Source organism: Streptomyces sp. NPDC006335 (assembly GCF_040612795.1).
Taxonomy (GTDB): Bacteria; Actinomycetota; Actinomycetes; order Streptomycetales; family Streptomycetaceae; genus Streptomyces.
In genome coordinates this window covers 370136-385379 of record NZ_JBEXQX010000007.1, presented here as the reverse complement: position 1 = coordinate 385379, position 15244 = coordinate 370136, and the positions used below count along the sequence as shown (strand labels likewise).

Annotated in this window: 16 protein-coding genes; 10 read left to right on the top strand and 6 right to left on the bottom strand. The window is 72.1% G+C overall.

Features of this window, described 5'->3' with window-relative positions; genetic code table 11:
- Positions 1-23: 23 nt before the first annotated feature.
- Positions 24-1484, top strand: coding sequence for an LCP family protein (locus tag ABZ098_RS22405; protein WP_356593706.1), 1461 nt, complete (start codon positions 24-26; stop codon positions 1482-1484).
- A 113-nt stretch (positions 1485-1597) separates the two neighbouring features.
- On the opposite strand, the gene ABZ098_RS22400 is transcribed toward ABZ098_RS22405, so the two are convergent.
- Complete coding sequence (locus ABZ098_RS22400) at positions 1598-2155, bottom strand: acyl-CoA thioesterase (protein WP_280851117.1); 558 nt, start codon at positions 2153-2155, stop codon at positions 1598-1600.
- A 117-nt stretch (positions 2156-2272) separates the two neighbouring features.
- Between ABZ098_RS22400 and ABZ098_RS22395 the strand changes: the two genes are divergently transcribed.
- Complete coding sequence (locus ABZ098_RS22395) at positions 2273-3541, top strand: LCP family protein (RefSeq protein WP_356593704.1); 1269 nt, start codon at positions 2273-2275, stop codon at positions 3539-3541.
- A gap of 11 nt (positions 3542-3552) precedes the next feature.
- Here ABZ098_RS22395 and ABZ098_RS22390 read toward each other — a convergent pair whose 3' ends face one another.
- From ABZ098_RS22390 to ABZ098_RS22380, 3 genes are all read right to left on the bottom strand, one after another.
- Complete coding sequence (locus ABZ098_RS22390) at positions 3553-4374, bottom strand: class I SAM-dependent methyltransferase (RefSeq protein WP_356593702.1); 822 nt, start codon at positions 4372-4374, stop codon at positions 3553-3555.
- 71 nt (positions 4375-4445) lie between these two features.
- The gene (locus ABZ098_RS22385) at positions 4446-4808 is read right to left on the bottom strand and encodes a four-helix bundle copper-binding protein (protein WP_356593700.1); all 363 of its coding nucleotides are present in this window, start codon (positions 4806-4808) and stop codon (positions 4446-4448) included.
- 178 nt (positions 4809-4986) lie between these two features.
- Positions 4987-6153: an acyl-CoA dehydrogenase gene (locus tag ABZ098_RS22380; protein WP_356593698.1), complete on the bottom strand. Its 1167-nt coding sequence runs from the start codon at positions 6151-6153 to the stop codon at positions 4987-4989.
- A 168-nt stretch (positions 6154-6321) separates the two neighbouring features.
- On the opposite strand from ABZ098_RS22380, the gene ABZ098_RS22375 reads away from it, so the two are divergent.
- The 6 genes from ABZ098_RS22375 to ABZ098_RS22350 all read left to right on the top strand — a co-directional run bounded on the left by ABZ098_RS22375 (position 6322) and on the right by ABZ098_RS22350 (position 12662).
- Entirely contained in the window at positions 6322-7665 is a 1344-nt protein-coding gene (locus tag ABZ098_RS22375) for a UDP-glucose/GDP-mannose dehydrogenase family protein (RefSeq protein WP_356593696.1), read from the top strand.
- A gap of 723 nt (positions 7666-8388) precedes the next feature.
- Positions 8389-9054: a hypothetical protein gene (locus ABZ098_RS22370; RefSeq protein ID WP_356593694.1), complete on the top strand. Its 666-nt coding sequence runs from the start codon at positions 8389-8391 to the stop codon at positions 9052-9054.
- Positions 9051-10361: a copper resistance protein CopC gene (locus tag ABZ098_RS22365; protein WP_356593692.1), complete on the top strand. Its 1311-nt coding sequence runs from the start codon at positions 9051-9053 to the stop codon at positions 10359-10361. Before ABZ098_RS22370 ends, ABZ098_RS22365 begins: the two co-directional genes overlap by 4 nt.
- A 27-nt stretch (positions 10362-10388) precedes the next feature.
- Positions 10389-11405, top strand: coding sequence for a cupredoxin family copper-binding protein (locus ABZ098_RS22360; protein ID WP_356593690.1), 1017 nt, complete (start codon positions 10389-10391; stop codon positions 11403-11405).
- 109 nt (positions 11406-11514) lie between these two features.
- Positions 11515-11973: a hypothetical protein gene (locus ABZ098_RS22355; RefSeq protein WP_356593688.1), complete on the top strand. Its 459-nt coding sequence runs from the start codon at positions 11515-11517 to the stop codon at positions 11971-11973.
- Positions 11970-12662 carry a cupredoxin family copper-binding protein gene (locus ABZ098_RS22350; protein WP_356593686.1) on the top strand — a complete coding sequence of 231 codons (693 nt, stop codon included), beginning with the start codon at positions 11970-11972 and terminating at the stop codon, positions 12660-12662. The genes ABZ098_RS22355 and ABZ098_RS22350 overlap by 4 nt, the downstream gene beginning before the upstream one ends.
- A gap of 33 nt (positions 12663-12695) precedes the next feature.
- Here ABZ098_RS22350 and ABZ098_RS22345 read toward each other — a convergent pair whose 3' ends face one another.
- The gene (locus ABZ098_RS22345) at positions 12696-13199 is read right to left on the bottom strand and encodes a CGNR zinc finger domain-containing protein (RefSeq protein WP_356593684.1); all 504 of its coding nucleotides are present in this window, start codon (positions 13197-13199) and stop codon (positions 12696-12698) included.
- Positions 13200-13316: 117 nt separating this feature from the next.
- On the opposite strand from ABZ098_RS22345, the gene ABZ098_RS22340 reads away from it, so the two are divergent.
- Positions 13317-13676 (top strand): VOC family protein, encoded by a 360-nt coding sequence (locus ABZ098_RS22340; protein WP_356593682.1) that lies wholly within the window; start codon positions 13317-13319, stop codon positions 13674-13676.
- A gap of 25 nt (positions 13677-13701) precedes the next feature.
- A complete protein-coding gene (locus ABZ098_RS22335; protein WP_356593680.1) occupies positions 13702-14085 on the top strand; it encodes a VOC family protein in 384 nt (127 codons plus the stop codon).
- A gap of 31 nt (positions 14086-14116) precedes the next feature.
- On the opposite strand, the gene ABZ098_RS22330 is transcribed toward ABZ098_RS22335, so the two are convergent.
- Positions 14117-15229, bottom strand: a complete 1113-nt coding sequence (locus ABZ098_RS22330) for a dipeptidase (protein ID WP_356593678.1) — start codon at positions 15227-15229, stop codon at positions 14117-14119.
- Positions 15230-15244: the final 15 nt, after the last annotated feature.

Below are 15244 nucleotides of genomic sequence, written 5' to 3'. Positions count from 1 at the left end.
GTTCCTCGCGGAGGTGTCCCCCCATGCCCGCCACGCCCCCACGGCCCTCCGCCGCCCACCCTCACCCCCCGAAGCGGCGGCCCGCCCGGCCCCCCGCGCGACGGAGAAGACCCCGCTGGGCCATGCGGGCGGCGACCACCCTGTCCGTCGTCGTGCTCGCCTCCGCCGGGATCGGGCACGCGGTGATGACCAGTCTCGACGCGGACATCAAGCGCGTGGACCCCTTCAAGGACATGAAGAACCGGCCGCGCGCCGGACACGGCATGAACGTGCTGCTGGTCGGCACCGACGGCCGCGACAGGATCAGCGAGGAGGAGCGGCAGAAGTACCGGCTGGGCGGAGCGCCCTGCCACTGCACCGACACGATCATGATCGTGCACATCTCGGAGGACCGGGAGCGGGCCAGCGTGGTGAGCCTGCCGCGCGACTCCTACGCGACGACTCCGGCGCACGTCGACGCGACCACGGGGGAACGCCATCGCGGACACCCTCTCAAGATCAACGCGGCGTACGCGGAGGGCGGGCCGCCGCTGACGGTCCGGACCGTGGAGGCCATGACCCACGTGAAGATCGACCACTATCTGGAGGTCGACTTCGCCAGCTTCATGAAGACGGTGGACGTGCTCGGCGGGGTCGAGATCTGCAACGCCGACCCGCTGAAGGACGCGTACACCGGCCTCGACCTCGCGGCGGGCCGGCACCGGCTGATGGGCGGGCAGGCCCTCCAGTACGTCCGCTCCCGGCACGCCGACGGCTCCTCCGACCTCGGCCGGATGAAGCGTCAGCAGCGCTTCCTTGCCGCGCTGATCTCGCGGGCCACCTCGTCCGGCGTGCTGCTGAACCCGATGAAGTTCCGCGACGTTGCCCGGGCCGTCCTCGGCTCCGTACGGGCCGACAAGGGCTTCGGCACGGACGAACTGCTCGACCTGGGCCGGGCGATGCGCAACTTCTCCCCCTCCTCGTCGGAGTTCACGACCGTGCCGATCGGGCAGATGGGATACGCCGTCAAGGGCGTGGGCTCCACGCTGAAGTGGGACCCCGTGAAGTCGGAGCGGCTCTTCAAGGCCCTGCGCGAGGACCAGCCGCTGGCCGCGCACAAGCCGAAGGACAAGGCGCTGCTGGTCCCGGTGTCCCCGCAGCAGATCCGCGTCCAGGTCGAGAACGGCACGGCGACGGGCGGACTGGGCAAGCGGGTGGACGCGGCACTGGCCTCGACGGGATTCCGTACGACGGGCACCCCGGTGAACTCGGCCGACCGCACCCTCAAGCGCACGGTCATCGCCTACGACCCCCGCTGGGACCGCTCTGCTCGCTCCCTGGCGGCGGCCCTGCCCGGAAGCGAACTACGGGCGGTCAGGGGCCAGGGCGCGGTCCTGAAGGTGCTCGCGGGCGCGGACTTCGACCGGGTGCGGAAAGTACGGGCGGAGGACGAACTCCAGGGGGAGTTCGGGGTGGTCACGGGGGACGAGGTGGGGTGCGTGTAGGGGGCGGGTGACCGCGGTCACCCGAGGGACGGAGGGGGCCGGTGCCGGCTCGGTCCTCCGACGGCTCGGTCCTCCGACGGTCAGCCCATCCGACGGGTCAGCCGATCGACGGATCAGTCCTCGAAGCCCTCGGCTGCTCGCTTCTCGCGCAGTTCCATGATCGCGCGGCGGCGGGCGAGGCGGTGGGTGCGGCGGATCTGGGCCTCCTGGTAGCGGCGCTCGTCGCGTTCCGTCTCCGGGAGCACCGGGGGGACCCGGCGGGGCTTGCCGTCGGCGTCGACCGCGGCGAAGACGAGGTAGGCGGAGCCGACCTGGGTGGCGGGCGTGGACTCGTTCCAGCGCTCGGCCAGGACCCGCACACCGACCTCCATCGAGGTCCGGCCGGTCCAGTTGACCTGGGCCTTCACATGGACGAGGTCGCCCACCCGGACCGGCTCCAGGAACGCCATCTCGTCCATGGAGGCGGTGACGGCGGGCCCGCCGCTGTGCCGTCCGGCCACCGCGCCCGCCGCGTCGTCCACCAACTTCATGATCACGCCGCCGTGCACCGTACCGAGGAGGTTGGTGTCGGCCTGGGTCATGATGTGGCTCAGCGTGGTGCGGGACGCCGAGGTGGGCTTGCCCGGGATCTCCGGGGTGCCCTGGTGCGCGGCGGTGGCCTGGTCTGTCATGGCCCCCACCCTATGCCGATGACAATTCGGGAATTTGTGTCAGCTTGGCAACAGCGCTGCCCTGATTTTCCGACGACCCTTGTCCAGGGCACAGCGGGTACCTGCACACTGGGGCCCATGAACGATTGGCCCGAGGGATGGTCCGGCGACAACCGCGGAGACCGGTACGGACGCGGCAGCGCGAGCGCACAGCCCGAGAGCGCCCGCGTGATGCGGCAGGTCCGCCGCGGTCAGGCGCCGCCGTACGGCGCCGGCGTGCCCCAGCAGCCGTCGTACGTCAACGGCCAGGGCCACGGTGACTACGACGGGTACGACAGCGGCTACAACACCGGCCAGGTCTACGGCAGCCCCGGCGGCGGCGGGCCCGGCGACCCGGGCGGCGGCGGCCGGGGTCCGCGCCCCGCGCCGAACTGGCGCAAGCGGATCAAGTGGACCGCGATCGTCGTGATCACCGGGCTGGTCGTGACGACCGTCTCCACCTACTTCTGGGCCGACTCCAAGCTCAACCGCGAGGTCGACCTGTCCAAGGTCATCGACCGGCCGGAGCAGGGCGACGGCACCAACTACCTCATCGTCGGCTCCGACAGTCGCGCCGGGCTCTCCTCCGAGCAGAAGAAGCAGCTGCACACCGGTTCCGCCGAGGGCAAGCGCACCGACTCGATGATGATCCTGCACACCGGCAGCAACGGCGACACGCTGATCTCGCTGCCGCGTGACTCGGACGTGGAGATCCCGACCTTCGTGGGCTCCGAGTCCGGCAAGACGTACAAGGGCACGGGCCGGCACGTGAAGCTGAACGCCGCCTACGCCGAGGACGGCCCCGAACTGCTGGTCCGCACGGTCGAGTTCAACACCGGCCTGAAGATCGACCACTACGTCGAGATCGGCTTCGCCGGTTTCGCGAACATCGTGGACGCGGTCGGCGGTGTCGAGATCGACATCCCGAAGGGCGGCATGAAGGACACCAAGTCCGGCGCCGACTTCAAGGCGGGCAAGCAGACCCTGAACGGCGACCAGGCCCTCGCCTTCGTCCGCACCCGCTACGCCCTCGCGGGCTCCGACCTCGACCGCACGAAGAACCAGCAGAAGTTCCTCAACGCGCTCGCCAACCAGGTCGCCACCCCGAGCACCGTCCTGAACCCCTTCAAGCTCTACCCGACGATGGGCGCGGGCCTGGACTCGCTGGTCGTCGACAAGGACATGGGCCTGTACGACCTGGCCAAGATGTTCTGGGCGATGAAGGGCGTCAACGGCGGTGACGGCACCTCCATGAACATGCCGATCGCCGGCTCCACCGGCGGCAACCTGCTCTGGGACAAGGCCAAGGTGAAGACCCTGGTCGACGAGCTGAAGAACGACGAGAAGGTCACGGTCTCGGGCAACTGAGGGCCAGGGCCCTAGGCCCGCCGTCCCGAGCCGAGCAGCGCGATGTGCGGAAGGGCCAACTGCCCTTCCGCCACCGTGTGTTCGGCGCTCAACCGGTCGTACTCCCGCCGGATCCGTGCAACCGTCTCCGGGTCCTGCGAGGTGACGACCAGCCCGATGGTGGCCACGCCGCCCGCGGCACCGCTCCACCACTCCTCGACGCCGGCCCGGTGGTCCCAGGCGAGTTCGGCCGCCTCCGACGCCACGAAGCCCGCCCCGTCGAGGAGTTGGGCGAACCCTTCGGCCGTACGGGGCCAGTCCTCCTCGGGATCCAGTCGCGGGACGTACGGCGGCGGTACGGCCCCGCCCGCCTCGCAGGCCCGGCCCAGCAGGTCCTGTCCGGCGCCGCGGTTCGCACTCCAGGTGGTGAGGGCGACACGGCCGCCGGGGCGCAGGAGGCGGTGGAGTTCGGCTAGGGCGGTGCGGGGGCGGCCGACGTGGTTGAGGACGAAGTTGCCGACCACGGCATCGAACTCGCCGTCACGGTAGGGGAGTTCGGGAAGCTCACCGACGCGTGCGTCGACCCCGCGGGCCCGTGCCGCCGCCGCCATCCCGGCGTCGGCGTCCACGGCACTCACCCGGGCGCCCCGTGCCAGCGCCGCCACGGCCGCCGTACCGGTGCCGGTGCCGACGTCGAGGACGCGGGTGCCCTCACCGACTCCGGCCGCGTCCAGCAGGGCTTCCACGGGGTAGGCGCACAGGCGCGCGAAACTGCCGGCGTAGGCCTCGGTGCGGCCCTTCCACATCGCGCGCTCGGCGGCGTCGAAGGCCTCGGTCCTGTTCGTCGCTGTCATGGGGCCCAGCCTGCCCCACACATGATCGAGGGCACCCGCGGGGTGCCCTCGATCCACTCAGCCGGCCGGTGTCACATCGCCATGCCCGCCATGGCGCGACAGGTCTCCGTACAGCGGCGACACGCCTGCGCGCACCGCATCATCTGGGGGTCGTCCGGCATGGACATACACGCCTCCGCGCACATCTCGCACGCCTTGGCGCACAGCGCGCACATCTCCGCCGACATGGGCGAGCGGCGCATCATCATGTCCGCGCACATGCGGGTCGTCTCGGCGCAGTCGATGAGCGCGCGCATGATCTGCATCTGCGCCTGGCCGCCCCTCTGCATGCAGGAGCTCATGGTCTCCTCGCAGACGCTGTGGCACTCCATGCACGCCGCCACGCAGTCCTGCATCTCCTTGCTCATCGCGGACATGCTCTCGGCCTGGGTCATGGCTCCTCCTGGGGGACGCGGGGGCCCGGGGCGGGCCCCGTGCCCTTCCGTCCTACGCCCCTCCCCCGTCGACCGCCATCGGGCGGACGCGAACAATCCGCCCCGAAATACCCCACCCGCACCATGACAAAAGCCCCCGGAACACGTCCGGGGGCCCGGTCGTCGCCGGTCGGGGCGGCTACGGCAGGTTGCGGGCCATGACGATCCGCTGGACCTGGTTCGTGCCCTCGTAGATCTGGGTGATCTTCGCGTCGCGCATCATCCGCTCCACCGGGTAGTCCCGCGTGTAGCCGTAACCGCCCAGGAGCTGGACCGCGTCCGTGGTGACCTCCATGGCCACGTCCGAGGCGAAGCACTTGGCCGCCGCGCCCTGGAAGGTGAGGTCCTTGTCGAGGCGCTCCGAGGCGGCCGCGGCCTGGTAGGTCAGGGCGCGGGCGGCGGAGATCTTCATGGCCATGTCGGCGAGCATGAACTGGATGCCCTGGAAGTCGGCGATGGCCTTGCCGAACTGCTTGCGCTCCTGGACGTAGCCCTTGGCGTAGTCGAAGGCGCCCTGGGCGACACCGAGGGCCTGGGCGGCGATGGTGATGCGGGTGTGGTCCAGGGTCTTCATCGCGGTCGCGAAGCCGGTGCCCTCCTCGCCGATCATGCGGTCGGCGGGGATGCGGACGTTGTCGAAGTAGACCTCGCGGGTCGGGGAGCCCTTGATGCCGAGCTTCTTCTCGGGGGCGCCAAAGGAGACGCCCTCGTCGGACTTCTCGACGACGAACGCCGAGATGCCCTTGGAGCGCTTGGAGGGGTCCGTCACGGCCATCACCGTGTAGTACTCGGACTCGCCCGCGTTGGTGATCCAGCGCTTCACGCCGTTGAGGATCCAGTGGTCGCCGTCGCGGACCGCCTTGGTCTTCATGCCGGCCGCGTCGGAGCCGGCGTCCGGCTCGGAGAGGGCGTAGGAGAACATCGCCTCGCCCTTGGCGAGCGGCGACAGGTACTTCTTCTTCAGGTCCTCGGAGCCGGAGAGGATCACCGGGAGCGAGCCCAGCTTGTTCACGGCGGGGATGAGGGAGGAGCTCACGCAGGCGCGTGCGACCTCCTCGATGACGATGACCGTGGCCAGGGCGTCGGCGCCCGCGCCGCCGTACTCCTCGGGGACGTGCACGGCGTGCAGGTCGTTGGCGACCAGCGCGTCCAGCGCCTCCCGGGGGAAGCGGGCCTCTTCGTCGACCGCGGCGGCGTGGGGCGCGATCTTCGCCTCCGCCAGCGAGCGGATGGCGTCCCGGAGCATGTCGTGCTCCTCGGACGGGCGGTACAGGTCGAAGTCAGCCGTTCCGGCCAAGGTCTTCACGCTCCAAGGACGCTGCGATGCCTGTGCTAATTACCGTTAAGTAACTCAAATTTTAGGGCCCGGCCCGCGCGAGTGATACGTGAGCTTGGCGACAGCGGGAAAAATGCCCGTCAGCGCCTCCGACTATGCTCGGGCGCGCACTGGCCCGTCCCCCTTTCTGGAGTCTCCATGGCCCTCAAGATCACCGTGATCGGCACCGGCTACCTCGGCGCCACGCACGCCGCGGCCATGGCCGAGCTCGGTTTCGAGGTGCTGGGGCTCGACGTGGTGCCCGAGAAGATCGAGATGCTCCAGCGGGGCGAGGTCCCGATGTACGAGCCGGGCCTGGAGGACCTGCTGCGCAAGCATGTCGCCGGGATCGAGGGCTCCACCGGCCGGCTCCGTTTCACCATGGACTTCGCCGAGGTGGGCGCCTTCGGTGACGTGCACTTCGTCTGCGTGAACACCCCGCAGCGGCACGGCGAGTACGCCTGCGACATGTCGTACGTCGACTCGGCGATCGCCTCCCTCGCCCCGCACCTGACCCGCCCCGCCCTGGTCGTCGGCAAGTCGACGGTGCCCGTGGGCTCCGCCGACCGGCTGGCCCGCTACCTGGCCGACCACTCCCCCGCGGGCGCCGACGCCGAGCTGGCCTGGAACCCGGAGTTCCTGCGGGAGGGCTTCGCGGTGGACGACACCCTGCACCCGGACCGGATCGTGGTCGGCGTGCGCAGCGAGCGCGCGGAGAAGCTGCTGCGCGAGGTGTACGCGACGCCGCTCGGCGAGGGCACGCCGTTCGTGGTGACCGACTTCCCGACCGCCGAGCTGGTGAAGACCTCCGCGAACTCCTTCCTGGCCACGAAGATCTCGTTCATCAACGCGATGGCGGAGATGTGCGAGGCCTCCGGCGGCGATGTGGCGCGGCTCGCGGAGGCGATCGGGTACGACGACCGGATCGGCAAGAAGTTCCTGCGGGCCGGGATCGGGTTCGGCGGCGGCTGTCTGCCGAAGGACATCCGCGCCTTCATGGCCCGCGCCGGTGAGCTGGGCGCGGACCAGGCGCTGACCTTCCTGCGCGAGATCGACTCGATCAACATGCGTCAGCGCGGCCAGATGGTGGAGCTGGCCCGGCAGATACTGGGCGGCGGGCCGTTCCTCGGCAAGCGGGTCGCGGTGCTCGGCGCCACCTTCAAGCCCGACTCGGACGACGTGCGCGACTCGCCCGCGCTGAACGTCGCCGGGCAGATCCACCTCCAGGGCGGCCAGGTCACGGTCTACGACCCGAAGGGCATGGACAACGCCCGCCGCCTGTTCCCGACCCTCGGCTACGCCGACACCGCCGTGGACGCGGTCCGGGGCGCGGACGTCGTCCTCCACCTCACGGAGTGGCGTGAGTTCCGCGAGCTGGACCCGGCGGCCCTCGGCGAGGTCGCGGCGGCGAAGGTCGTCCTCGACGGCCGCAACGCCCTGGACCCGGTGCTGTGGCGGAAGGCCGGGTGGACGTACCGGGCGATGGGACGCCCGACCGCCTGAGCCACGGCGGCGGCGACAGCGGTGACGGTGCTTCAGAACAAGGGCTCACCGGCGCGCGGCGCATGTGGCGGTCCCGCTGCGCGCGGCTGATCCCCTGGTCCGGGTGGCCGAGCGCGCGCGGTACGTCCCAGTGCAGGGCCTGGGCCCAGACGTAGCCCGGATCGCCGTCCACGTCCATGCCCTCCGGGTCGATCGGGGTGTCCGCCAGCGCTGACGCCGGCCGGTGATCGCTCACGGGCCCGGTGGCGAAGTCCGTCGTACTGGAAAGCCGCCGGCACCGGAACGCTCCGGGTGGAGGAGGCAGAATCCCGGCCCGGCGGGGGCCGCGCGGCGGCGGGGCCGGGGAAAAGACGCCCGCTCCGCGTCGGAACGGCCCCGAGCGGATCGGCAGGGGACTGACGTCGGTCGTGGCGGTGCGGCTGGACCGTCCCGAGTTCGGGGGCTCGCCCGGGATCACCTACGCGCATGGCTCGCGGACCACCCGGCGCAGGCGGAGGCTGTGATCGGCATATGCAGGCTTCCCTGGAATCCTCAAGACGAGTTCGATTTGCATTCGAGTACGGCGGCGAATTGACCGTTCTCACAGACCACGCCCCCGCAAAGGAGAGGTAGGCAACGATCGGTTAACCGATGCGTAGTCGAGCGGAATCCGCGCTCCACTCCACTGTTCGTCATTCGCCGAGCCATTCGGCCGGATTGATATGAGCATGTCAGGAGTGAGTCATGCCCTTGTTCCGCAGGGGGGAGTGGCCGCGGGATCACCGCGACGAGCTGGTCGCCGGAGCGCTCGTCGGGGCGGTGGTGATCGTGCTGGGGTACGCGTCGGGCATCGGCGCCCCGGCCGGCGCCGGGGCGGCCGAGGCCGCGGTTCCCCCCGCCGCGGCGCCCGCGGTGACGGCGCCGATGACGACCGCGCCGGGGAGCGGTCAAGTCCCGGTGGGATCCGGGGTGTTGCCGCCGTACGGCGGCGGCGGGGCCGGTGCGGACATCGGATACGGCGGCGGGGCCGGTGCCGGCATCGGATACGGCGGTGCCGGGGGAGTCGTAACCGGGTCCGGCCCCGGCACGGGAGGCGGAGGGCACGGCGGCGGCCACACCGGGCACGAGAGCTCACCGCCCACGAGCACCCCCACGTCCGCCCCCACCCCTACACCTTCCCCCTCCCCCACGAGCAGCTGCCAGGACGGCCAGGTCACCCTCGTCCAGCCGCTGCTCGCCGGTCTCACCGAGCCCGTCCTCGATCTCCTCGGCGGCTCCGGGCCCGGCGCTTCCCCCTCGCCGACACCCACTCCCTCCCCCTCCCCCTGCGTCGGCCTCGCCCCCGTCTCCGCCCTCCTCGGCGGCGCCCTCTCCGGCTCCCCCTCCCCGCGACCGGAGGCGACCCCATGAGGACCACGCACCGGGCCCTGCTGCTCCTCGCCGCCCTCCTCTGCGCCCTCCTCGGTGCCGCCGAACCCGCCTCCGCGCACACCGAGTTGGTGAGCTCCTCCCCCAAGGACGGCGCCACGCTCGCGAAGGCGCCCGACCGCCTCACCCTCACCTTCGACGAGGCCGTCGACTTGGCCGACGTACGGGTGCTGACGATGGACGGGGACCGGCTGCCGGTGTCGCGGACGGCGAAGGGCGACGTCGTGCGGGTCGCCCTCGGCAGCCCCGCGGACGGGAAGTTCGCGGTCGTGTGGTCCGTCGTGGACGAAGAGGACGGACACGCCTCCTCCGGGCGGATCGCCTTCACCGTGGGGGCGGCCGCCACCGTGACCGGCGGTGACGAGGCCCCGTCCGCCGTTCCCGCACCGTCCCCCTCGGTGCGCGAGGGCCTCGTCGCCGCCCGCTGGGCCGGATATCTCGCGCTGGTGCTGTTCGTCGGCGGGCTCGCGTTCGTCGCGCTGCTGTGGCCGGGCGGGGCCCACGAGCCGCGGGCCCGGGCGCTGCTGGGCCTGGCCTGGACGGTCGGGCTGCTGGCGATCGTGGCGGCCGTGGGACTCCAGGGGGCGTACGCCTCCCTCGGCGGCCTGCGGGACGCCCTGCGCCCGGCGACCTGGGCGGACGTCCTGGCCACCGAGCCCGGCATCGTGCTCGCCGCGCGCGGGCTGATGTGGGTGCTCGCGGCCGTGGTGCTCGCCGCCCTGCTCCAGGGTGCCGCGCGCTCGCCCGGCTGGCGGGTGGGCGCGCTCGCGGTGACCTTCGGGCTGCTGCGCACCACCGGTATGGCGGGCCACAACTCCGAGGGCAGCGAGCCCACTTGGGGCGCGGTCGCCGATTTCGTGCACCTGCTCGGGGCCGCGCTGTGGATCGGCGGGCTCGCCATGCTCGCGGTGGCCGTGCTGCCGCGCCGGCGGGCCGTGGAGCTGGCGGAGGTCGTGCCGGGCTACTCGCGGCTCGCGGCGCTGAGCGTCACCGGCATCGTCGGCGCCGGGCTGGTGCTCGCGTGGCAGGTCGTGGGGTCGTACGACGCCCTCCTGCACACCTCGTACGGGCATCTGCTGCTCGTCAAGACAGCCGTCCTCGGGGGCGTCCTGGTCGCCGCGTACGCGAGCCGCCAGTGGGTGCGCACCCGTCTCGATCTCGCCGTGCTGCTGCGCGGCGACGCCGCCACCGTGCGGCCCTTCGGTTACTCGGTCGCGGCGGAGACGGGGCTGGTCCTCGTCGTGCTCGCCGTGACGAGTCTGCTGGTCACGGCCGATCCCGGCCGCTGAACTCCCCGCACATCAGAAGGAGTTGTAGTGAGAAGCAAAGACGACACCGGTGGCCGGCGAGGCAAGTCGCCGCACGGAAACCGCTCCCTGCTGTTCGCCGGCCTCGGCGCGGCCCTCGCCGCCGTGCTCAGTCTCGGACTGCTGAGCGCGGCCACGGGTTCCACGGCGGCCTCGCAGCAGGCCGCGGGCGCGGCTCAGGCGCCCGCTGCCAACGCCGCCGACATGAAGGCCGCGGCCACCCCCGACCACCAGGTCGACATCACGGGTTACAAGTTCGGCGACGGCAAGCAGCTCGTCGTCGAGGTCGGCCAGACCGTGCGGTGGACCAACCACGACAGCGCCCCGCACACGGTGACCACGACCAAGGCCCCGGTGGCCTTCGACTCGGGGACGCTCCAGAAGGGCGACTCGTGGTCGTACACCTTCACCAAGGTGGGGACGTACGAGTACTACTGCGCGGTGCACCCGGACATGGTGTCGTCCGTGAAGGTGGTGGCGGCGTCCGGCGGTGGCGGTACGACGCCCGCGCCGACGCCGACCCCGACGGCGCCCACGTCCACCCCGACGACGGGTCCCACGGGCACGCCGACAGCCGCTCCCACGTCGACACCGACCGGCATGCCGATGCCGACGGCCCCTCCGACGGCCACGCCCACCAGCGGGGGCGGCTCCGGTTCGGGTTCGGGTGAGCAGTGCACCAGCGTCCGCAACGAGCTCCTGCCGATCCTCCGGCACCTCTACTCGGCGCACCTGGAGGAGTCGCCCGGCCAGCAGGTCCAGGACGCACTGGCGCTCGACTCGTACATCAAGATGCACACGGTGTGGATCGAGAGCATCCTCAAGCCGGCCGTCGCCGACGGCGGCACGGTGCTCGACAGCACGCTCAGCGTGCTGCTGGCCCACATCAACTCCGCGCACCTGGAGGAGTCGCTCGGACAGCAGGTCACCGACCTGCTGAACCCCGACGCCTACGTGAAGATGCACACCGTCTGGGCCGAGCACCTGCTCACGCCGACGACGGACTTCCTCACCACCAGCTGCTGACGCATGGGTGGACGCCGTTCCGGCCGGGGCTCAGCCGGCCGGAACGGCGTCCACCGCCATTCTCCACACCCCCGCCACATTTCGGGAACCGCTTTCCAAGGAGTTCGGGATGACAACCGTCACCCTGCCCACCGTTCCTCCGCCCCGCCGCCTCACCGTGGCCCCCGGCCGCTCGCTCGCCGAACTCACCGCCTGGTACGGGCCTTTCCCGGTACGGCGTCGGCGGGTGCCGCTCGCCGCGGCAGCCCTGGAGAGGCCCGCGGACACCGGACACCCCACGTACCGCTTCGAGTTCGACGACCGTGAGCTGCGGGCCGTCCTCACCTCCGAGCGGGTCGAGGACCTGCCCGGCGACCGCTTCCAGCTCACCGCCGACCTCACTCTCGGCGAGACCGCTTTCCCCGTCCTCCTGCGGATGCGTGTGGTCGACCGCGCGGAGGACCGGCTGCTCGTCGTGGGCACGGCCCGGCTGCCGTACCGGCTGCTGCGCCGGGCCACCGGATTCCGGCTGCCCCGGCGGCTGCCGGCCACGCGGCTCAGGCTGCTGGTCGCGGCGGAGTTCGCATGAGGAGGGTGCTGCGGGCCGCGTCGGCGCTCGCCCTCCTGACCATGTGGCTGCTGCTGCCGTCCGGACAGGCGTCGGCGGCGGGCTACTCCGTGGCCATGAAGGGGTACGCCTTCTCGCCGGCGTCCCTGAGCGTGCCCGCCGGGTCCACGGTGACGTGGACCAACTACGACACCGCCCCGCACGACGTGAAGACCACCTCCGGCCCGCTCTCGATCCACTCCCCCATGTTGAACAAGGGCCAGAGCTGGAGTTTCACGTTCACCACGGCGGGTTCCTACGGCTACGTCTGCACGGTCCATCCGGACATGACGGCGGGCATCACGGTCCGCGCGGCGGCACCGGCACCGCCGCCTGCACAGCACGTGCACACCAACGCGCCGCCGCGCCAGGAGGCGCCGGCCCCGGCCCGCACCCCGTCCCACGCGGCCCGCTCGACCCCGTCGATGACGATGACCATGCCGTCCCAGTCCCCGTCCCCGTCCTCGCCCCCGTCACCCACGGCGTCCGGGGCGGTCGTACCGCAGACGGCACCGCAGGCGCCACAGCCGCCCGCGATCCAGACGACGGCCTCGACGGCCCGCCCCCTGGACCCCCTGCTGGTCCTGGCCGGGCTGGTGGCCGGGGTGGCGGTCCTGTGCCTGCTGCTGGTGGGGTCGAGGGCGTCCCGAGCGCAGAGGGAGGAAACCTGAGCGCCTGAGGGGCTGAGGGCCTGGCGGCCGGGCTCACCCTCTGGCCCGGTACCGCCGCATCTTCGCCCGCGCCCCGCACACCTGCATGGAGCACCAGCGGCCCCGCCCCGCCGGGCTGCGGTCGTAGTACGCCCAGTGGCAGTCCACGGCCTCACAGGCCTTCAGGCGGGTCCACGTGCCCGCGACCAGCGACTCGGCGACGGCGGCGGCGACGCGGGAGAGGAGGGGCCGGGCGTCGGCCGGGGTGAGCGTCGCCGAGCCGTCGGCCGCGGCGACCGTGAGGAGCAGGGGCGCCGCCGCCAGCAGCTCCCCCAGCGGTGTCACCGTGCGATGCGGCGGGTGCCCGGCGTGGGCCAGCAGCACGACCCGCAGCGACTCCCGCAGCTCCCGCGCCTGCGCCACCTCGGCCTCGGCGATCCCGAACCGCGCCCGCCCCTCCGCCGTGTCCAGCGCGTCGGCACCCGACTCCAGGTCCACCGTGTTGACCAGGGACTCGACCAGGGCCAGCCCCCCGGGCGCGGGCGATCGCTCACTCATGGCTGCACGCTACCTAGCTAGGGAATTCCCTTGCGACGTTACCTCCGATGCGGGAGCATGCGGTAACCGTTACTGGTTACCCGCTCCTACAGGTAACCGCGCTTCAAGGAGGAAGCCATGGCCGTCGCCGAACTCGGAGTCGTCGTACTGGACTGTCCGGACCCCCGCGCGCTCGCCGGTTTCTACGCCGGTGTCCTCGGCGGAACGATCGAGGGCGAGGGCGAGTGGGTGGACCTCAAGACCCCGGGCGGCCCCTCGCTGGCCTTCCAGGCCGCCCCCGGTTTCGTCCCGCCGAAGTGGCCCGCCCCCGACGCCTCGCAGCAGTTCCACCTCGACCTGACCGTCCAGGACCTGGACGCGGCCGAGAAGGAGGTGCTGGCGCTCGGGGCGAAGCCGCTGGACGCCGAGGACCGTTCCCGCACCTTCCGTGTGTACGCGGACCCGGCGGGGCACCCGTTCTGCCTCTGCGCCTGCTGAACCGGTCGAACCAGGAGGACCTCTCGTGACTGTCGCACGTTTCCGTTCGGTCGTGATCGACTGCCCCGACCCCCGCGCGCTCGCCCGCTTCTACGCCGCGATCGTGGGCGGCACCCCGGAGGACGACGACCCGGACTGGGTGGTCCTGCGCGTCCCCGCCGGCCCCCGGCTGGCCTTCCAGAGCGCACCGGGACTCACCCCGCCCGAGTGGCCGCGGGCGGACCGCAACTCCCAGCAGTTCCACCTCGACTTCGACGGCGGGACCACCTGGGAGGAGATCGACGCGGCCGAGGCCAAGGTCCTGGAACTGGGCGCGCGGCTGCTGCACGCCGAGGACAAGGAGGACTTCCGGGTGTACGCCGACCCGGCGGGGCACCCCTTCTGCCTCTGCCGTATCGACCCGTTGTAGCGCCGCCGGCCGTCCGTAGAGGATCCGCCGGTCAGCCGTCGAGGTCGGCGATCTTCGCCGTGGACGGCTCGCGCCGCTGCTGCGCCGCCCGCGCGGTGAAGTCGGACTTGCGCAGCAGCCGCTGGACATTGCCCCAGGTCAGCAGCGCGAGGTCGGCCTCGTCCCAGCCCCGGCGCAGCAGCTCGGCGACGAGGTGCGGGTAACAGGAGGCGTCGCCGAGCTCCTGCGGGTGGGCGGTCCCGGCGTCGTAGGTGCCGGACAGGCCCACGCACTCGGCGCCGGCGACCTCGCGCACATGGTCGAGGTGGTCGGCGACGTCCCGGACCGTGGGGCCGGTCTGCTCGGCGGTCAGCGGCACCATGCACAGCCCCTTGGCGGCGCCCAGCTCGGCGAGCAGGTCGTCGGGGAGGTTGGCCGGGTGCGGGCGCAGGGCGCGGACGGCGGAGCGGCTGAACAGCACCGGCGCCTTGGACACCACCAGGGTCCGCCGGATGGTGGCCTCGGAGGCGCCGGAGAGGTCGGCGAGGACCCCGAGCCGGTTCATCTCGCGCAGCACCTCCTCGCCGAACCGGGTGAGCCCCGCCGCGCTCGCCCAGGACACCCCGGTCAGGGTGAGGACGCGCAGCCCCAGGGCGTGCAGGGAGCGCAGGATGCCGAGCGAGTCGCCGAGGGCGGCGGCACCGGCGGGACCGAGCAGGACGGCGGCCCGCCCGCAGTTGCGGGCGTCGGTGGCCTGTCCGGCGGTGCGGGCCAGGCGCAGCCCCTCGGGATGGTTGCGTACGACGGTCTTCACCAGGTCGAGCTGTTCCATCGTGGCGCCGACGGCACGGTCCCCGTCGAGCCCCTCGGGCAGGTGCAGCGACCACATCAGAGCGCCCACGTGGCCCTCCCTGAGCCTCGGTACGTCCGTGTCCACGGCGCTCTCGCCGAGCTCCAGGTCGTACCAGGGCAGGTGCCGCAGGGCCCAGGGCAGACCGCTGTAGCCGTCGGCGACGGGGTGCGCGGCGAGGAGGGCACGGGCCCGCTCCAGGAGCTGGGCGTCCGGGTCGGAGCCGGGGGTGCGCAGCTCCGGCACTGCCTCGAGGAGCTGGGGCAGCTCTGCCACCTCGGCCGCGGGGTGCAGTTCGTCCTGGAGATCTGCCATGACGGGCTCCGTACG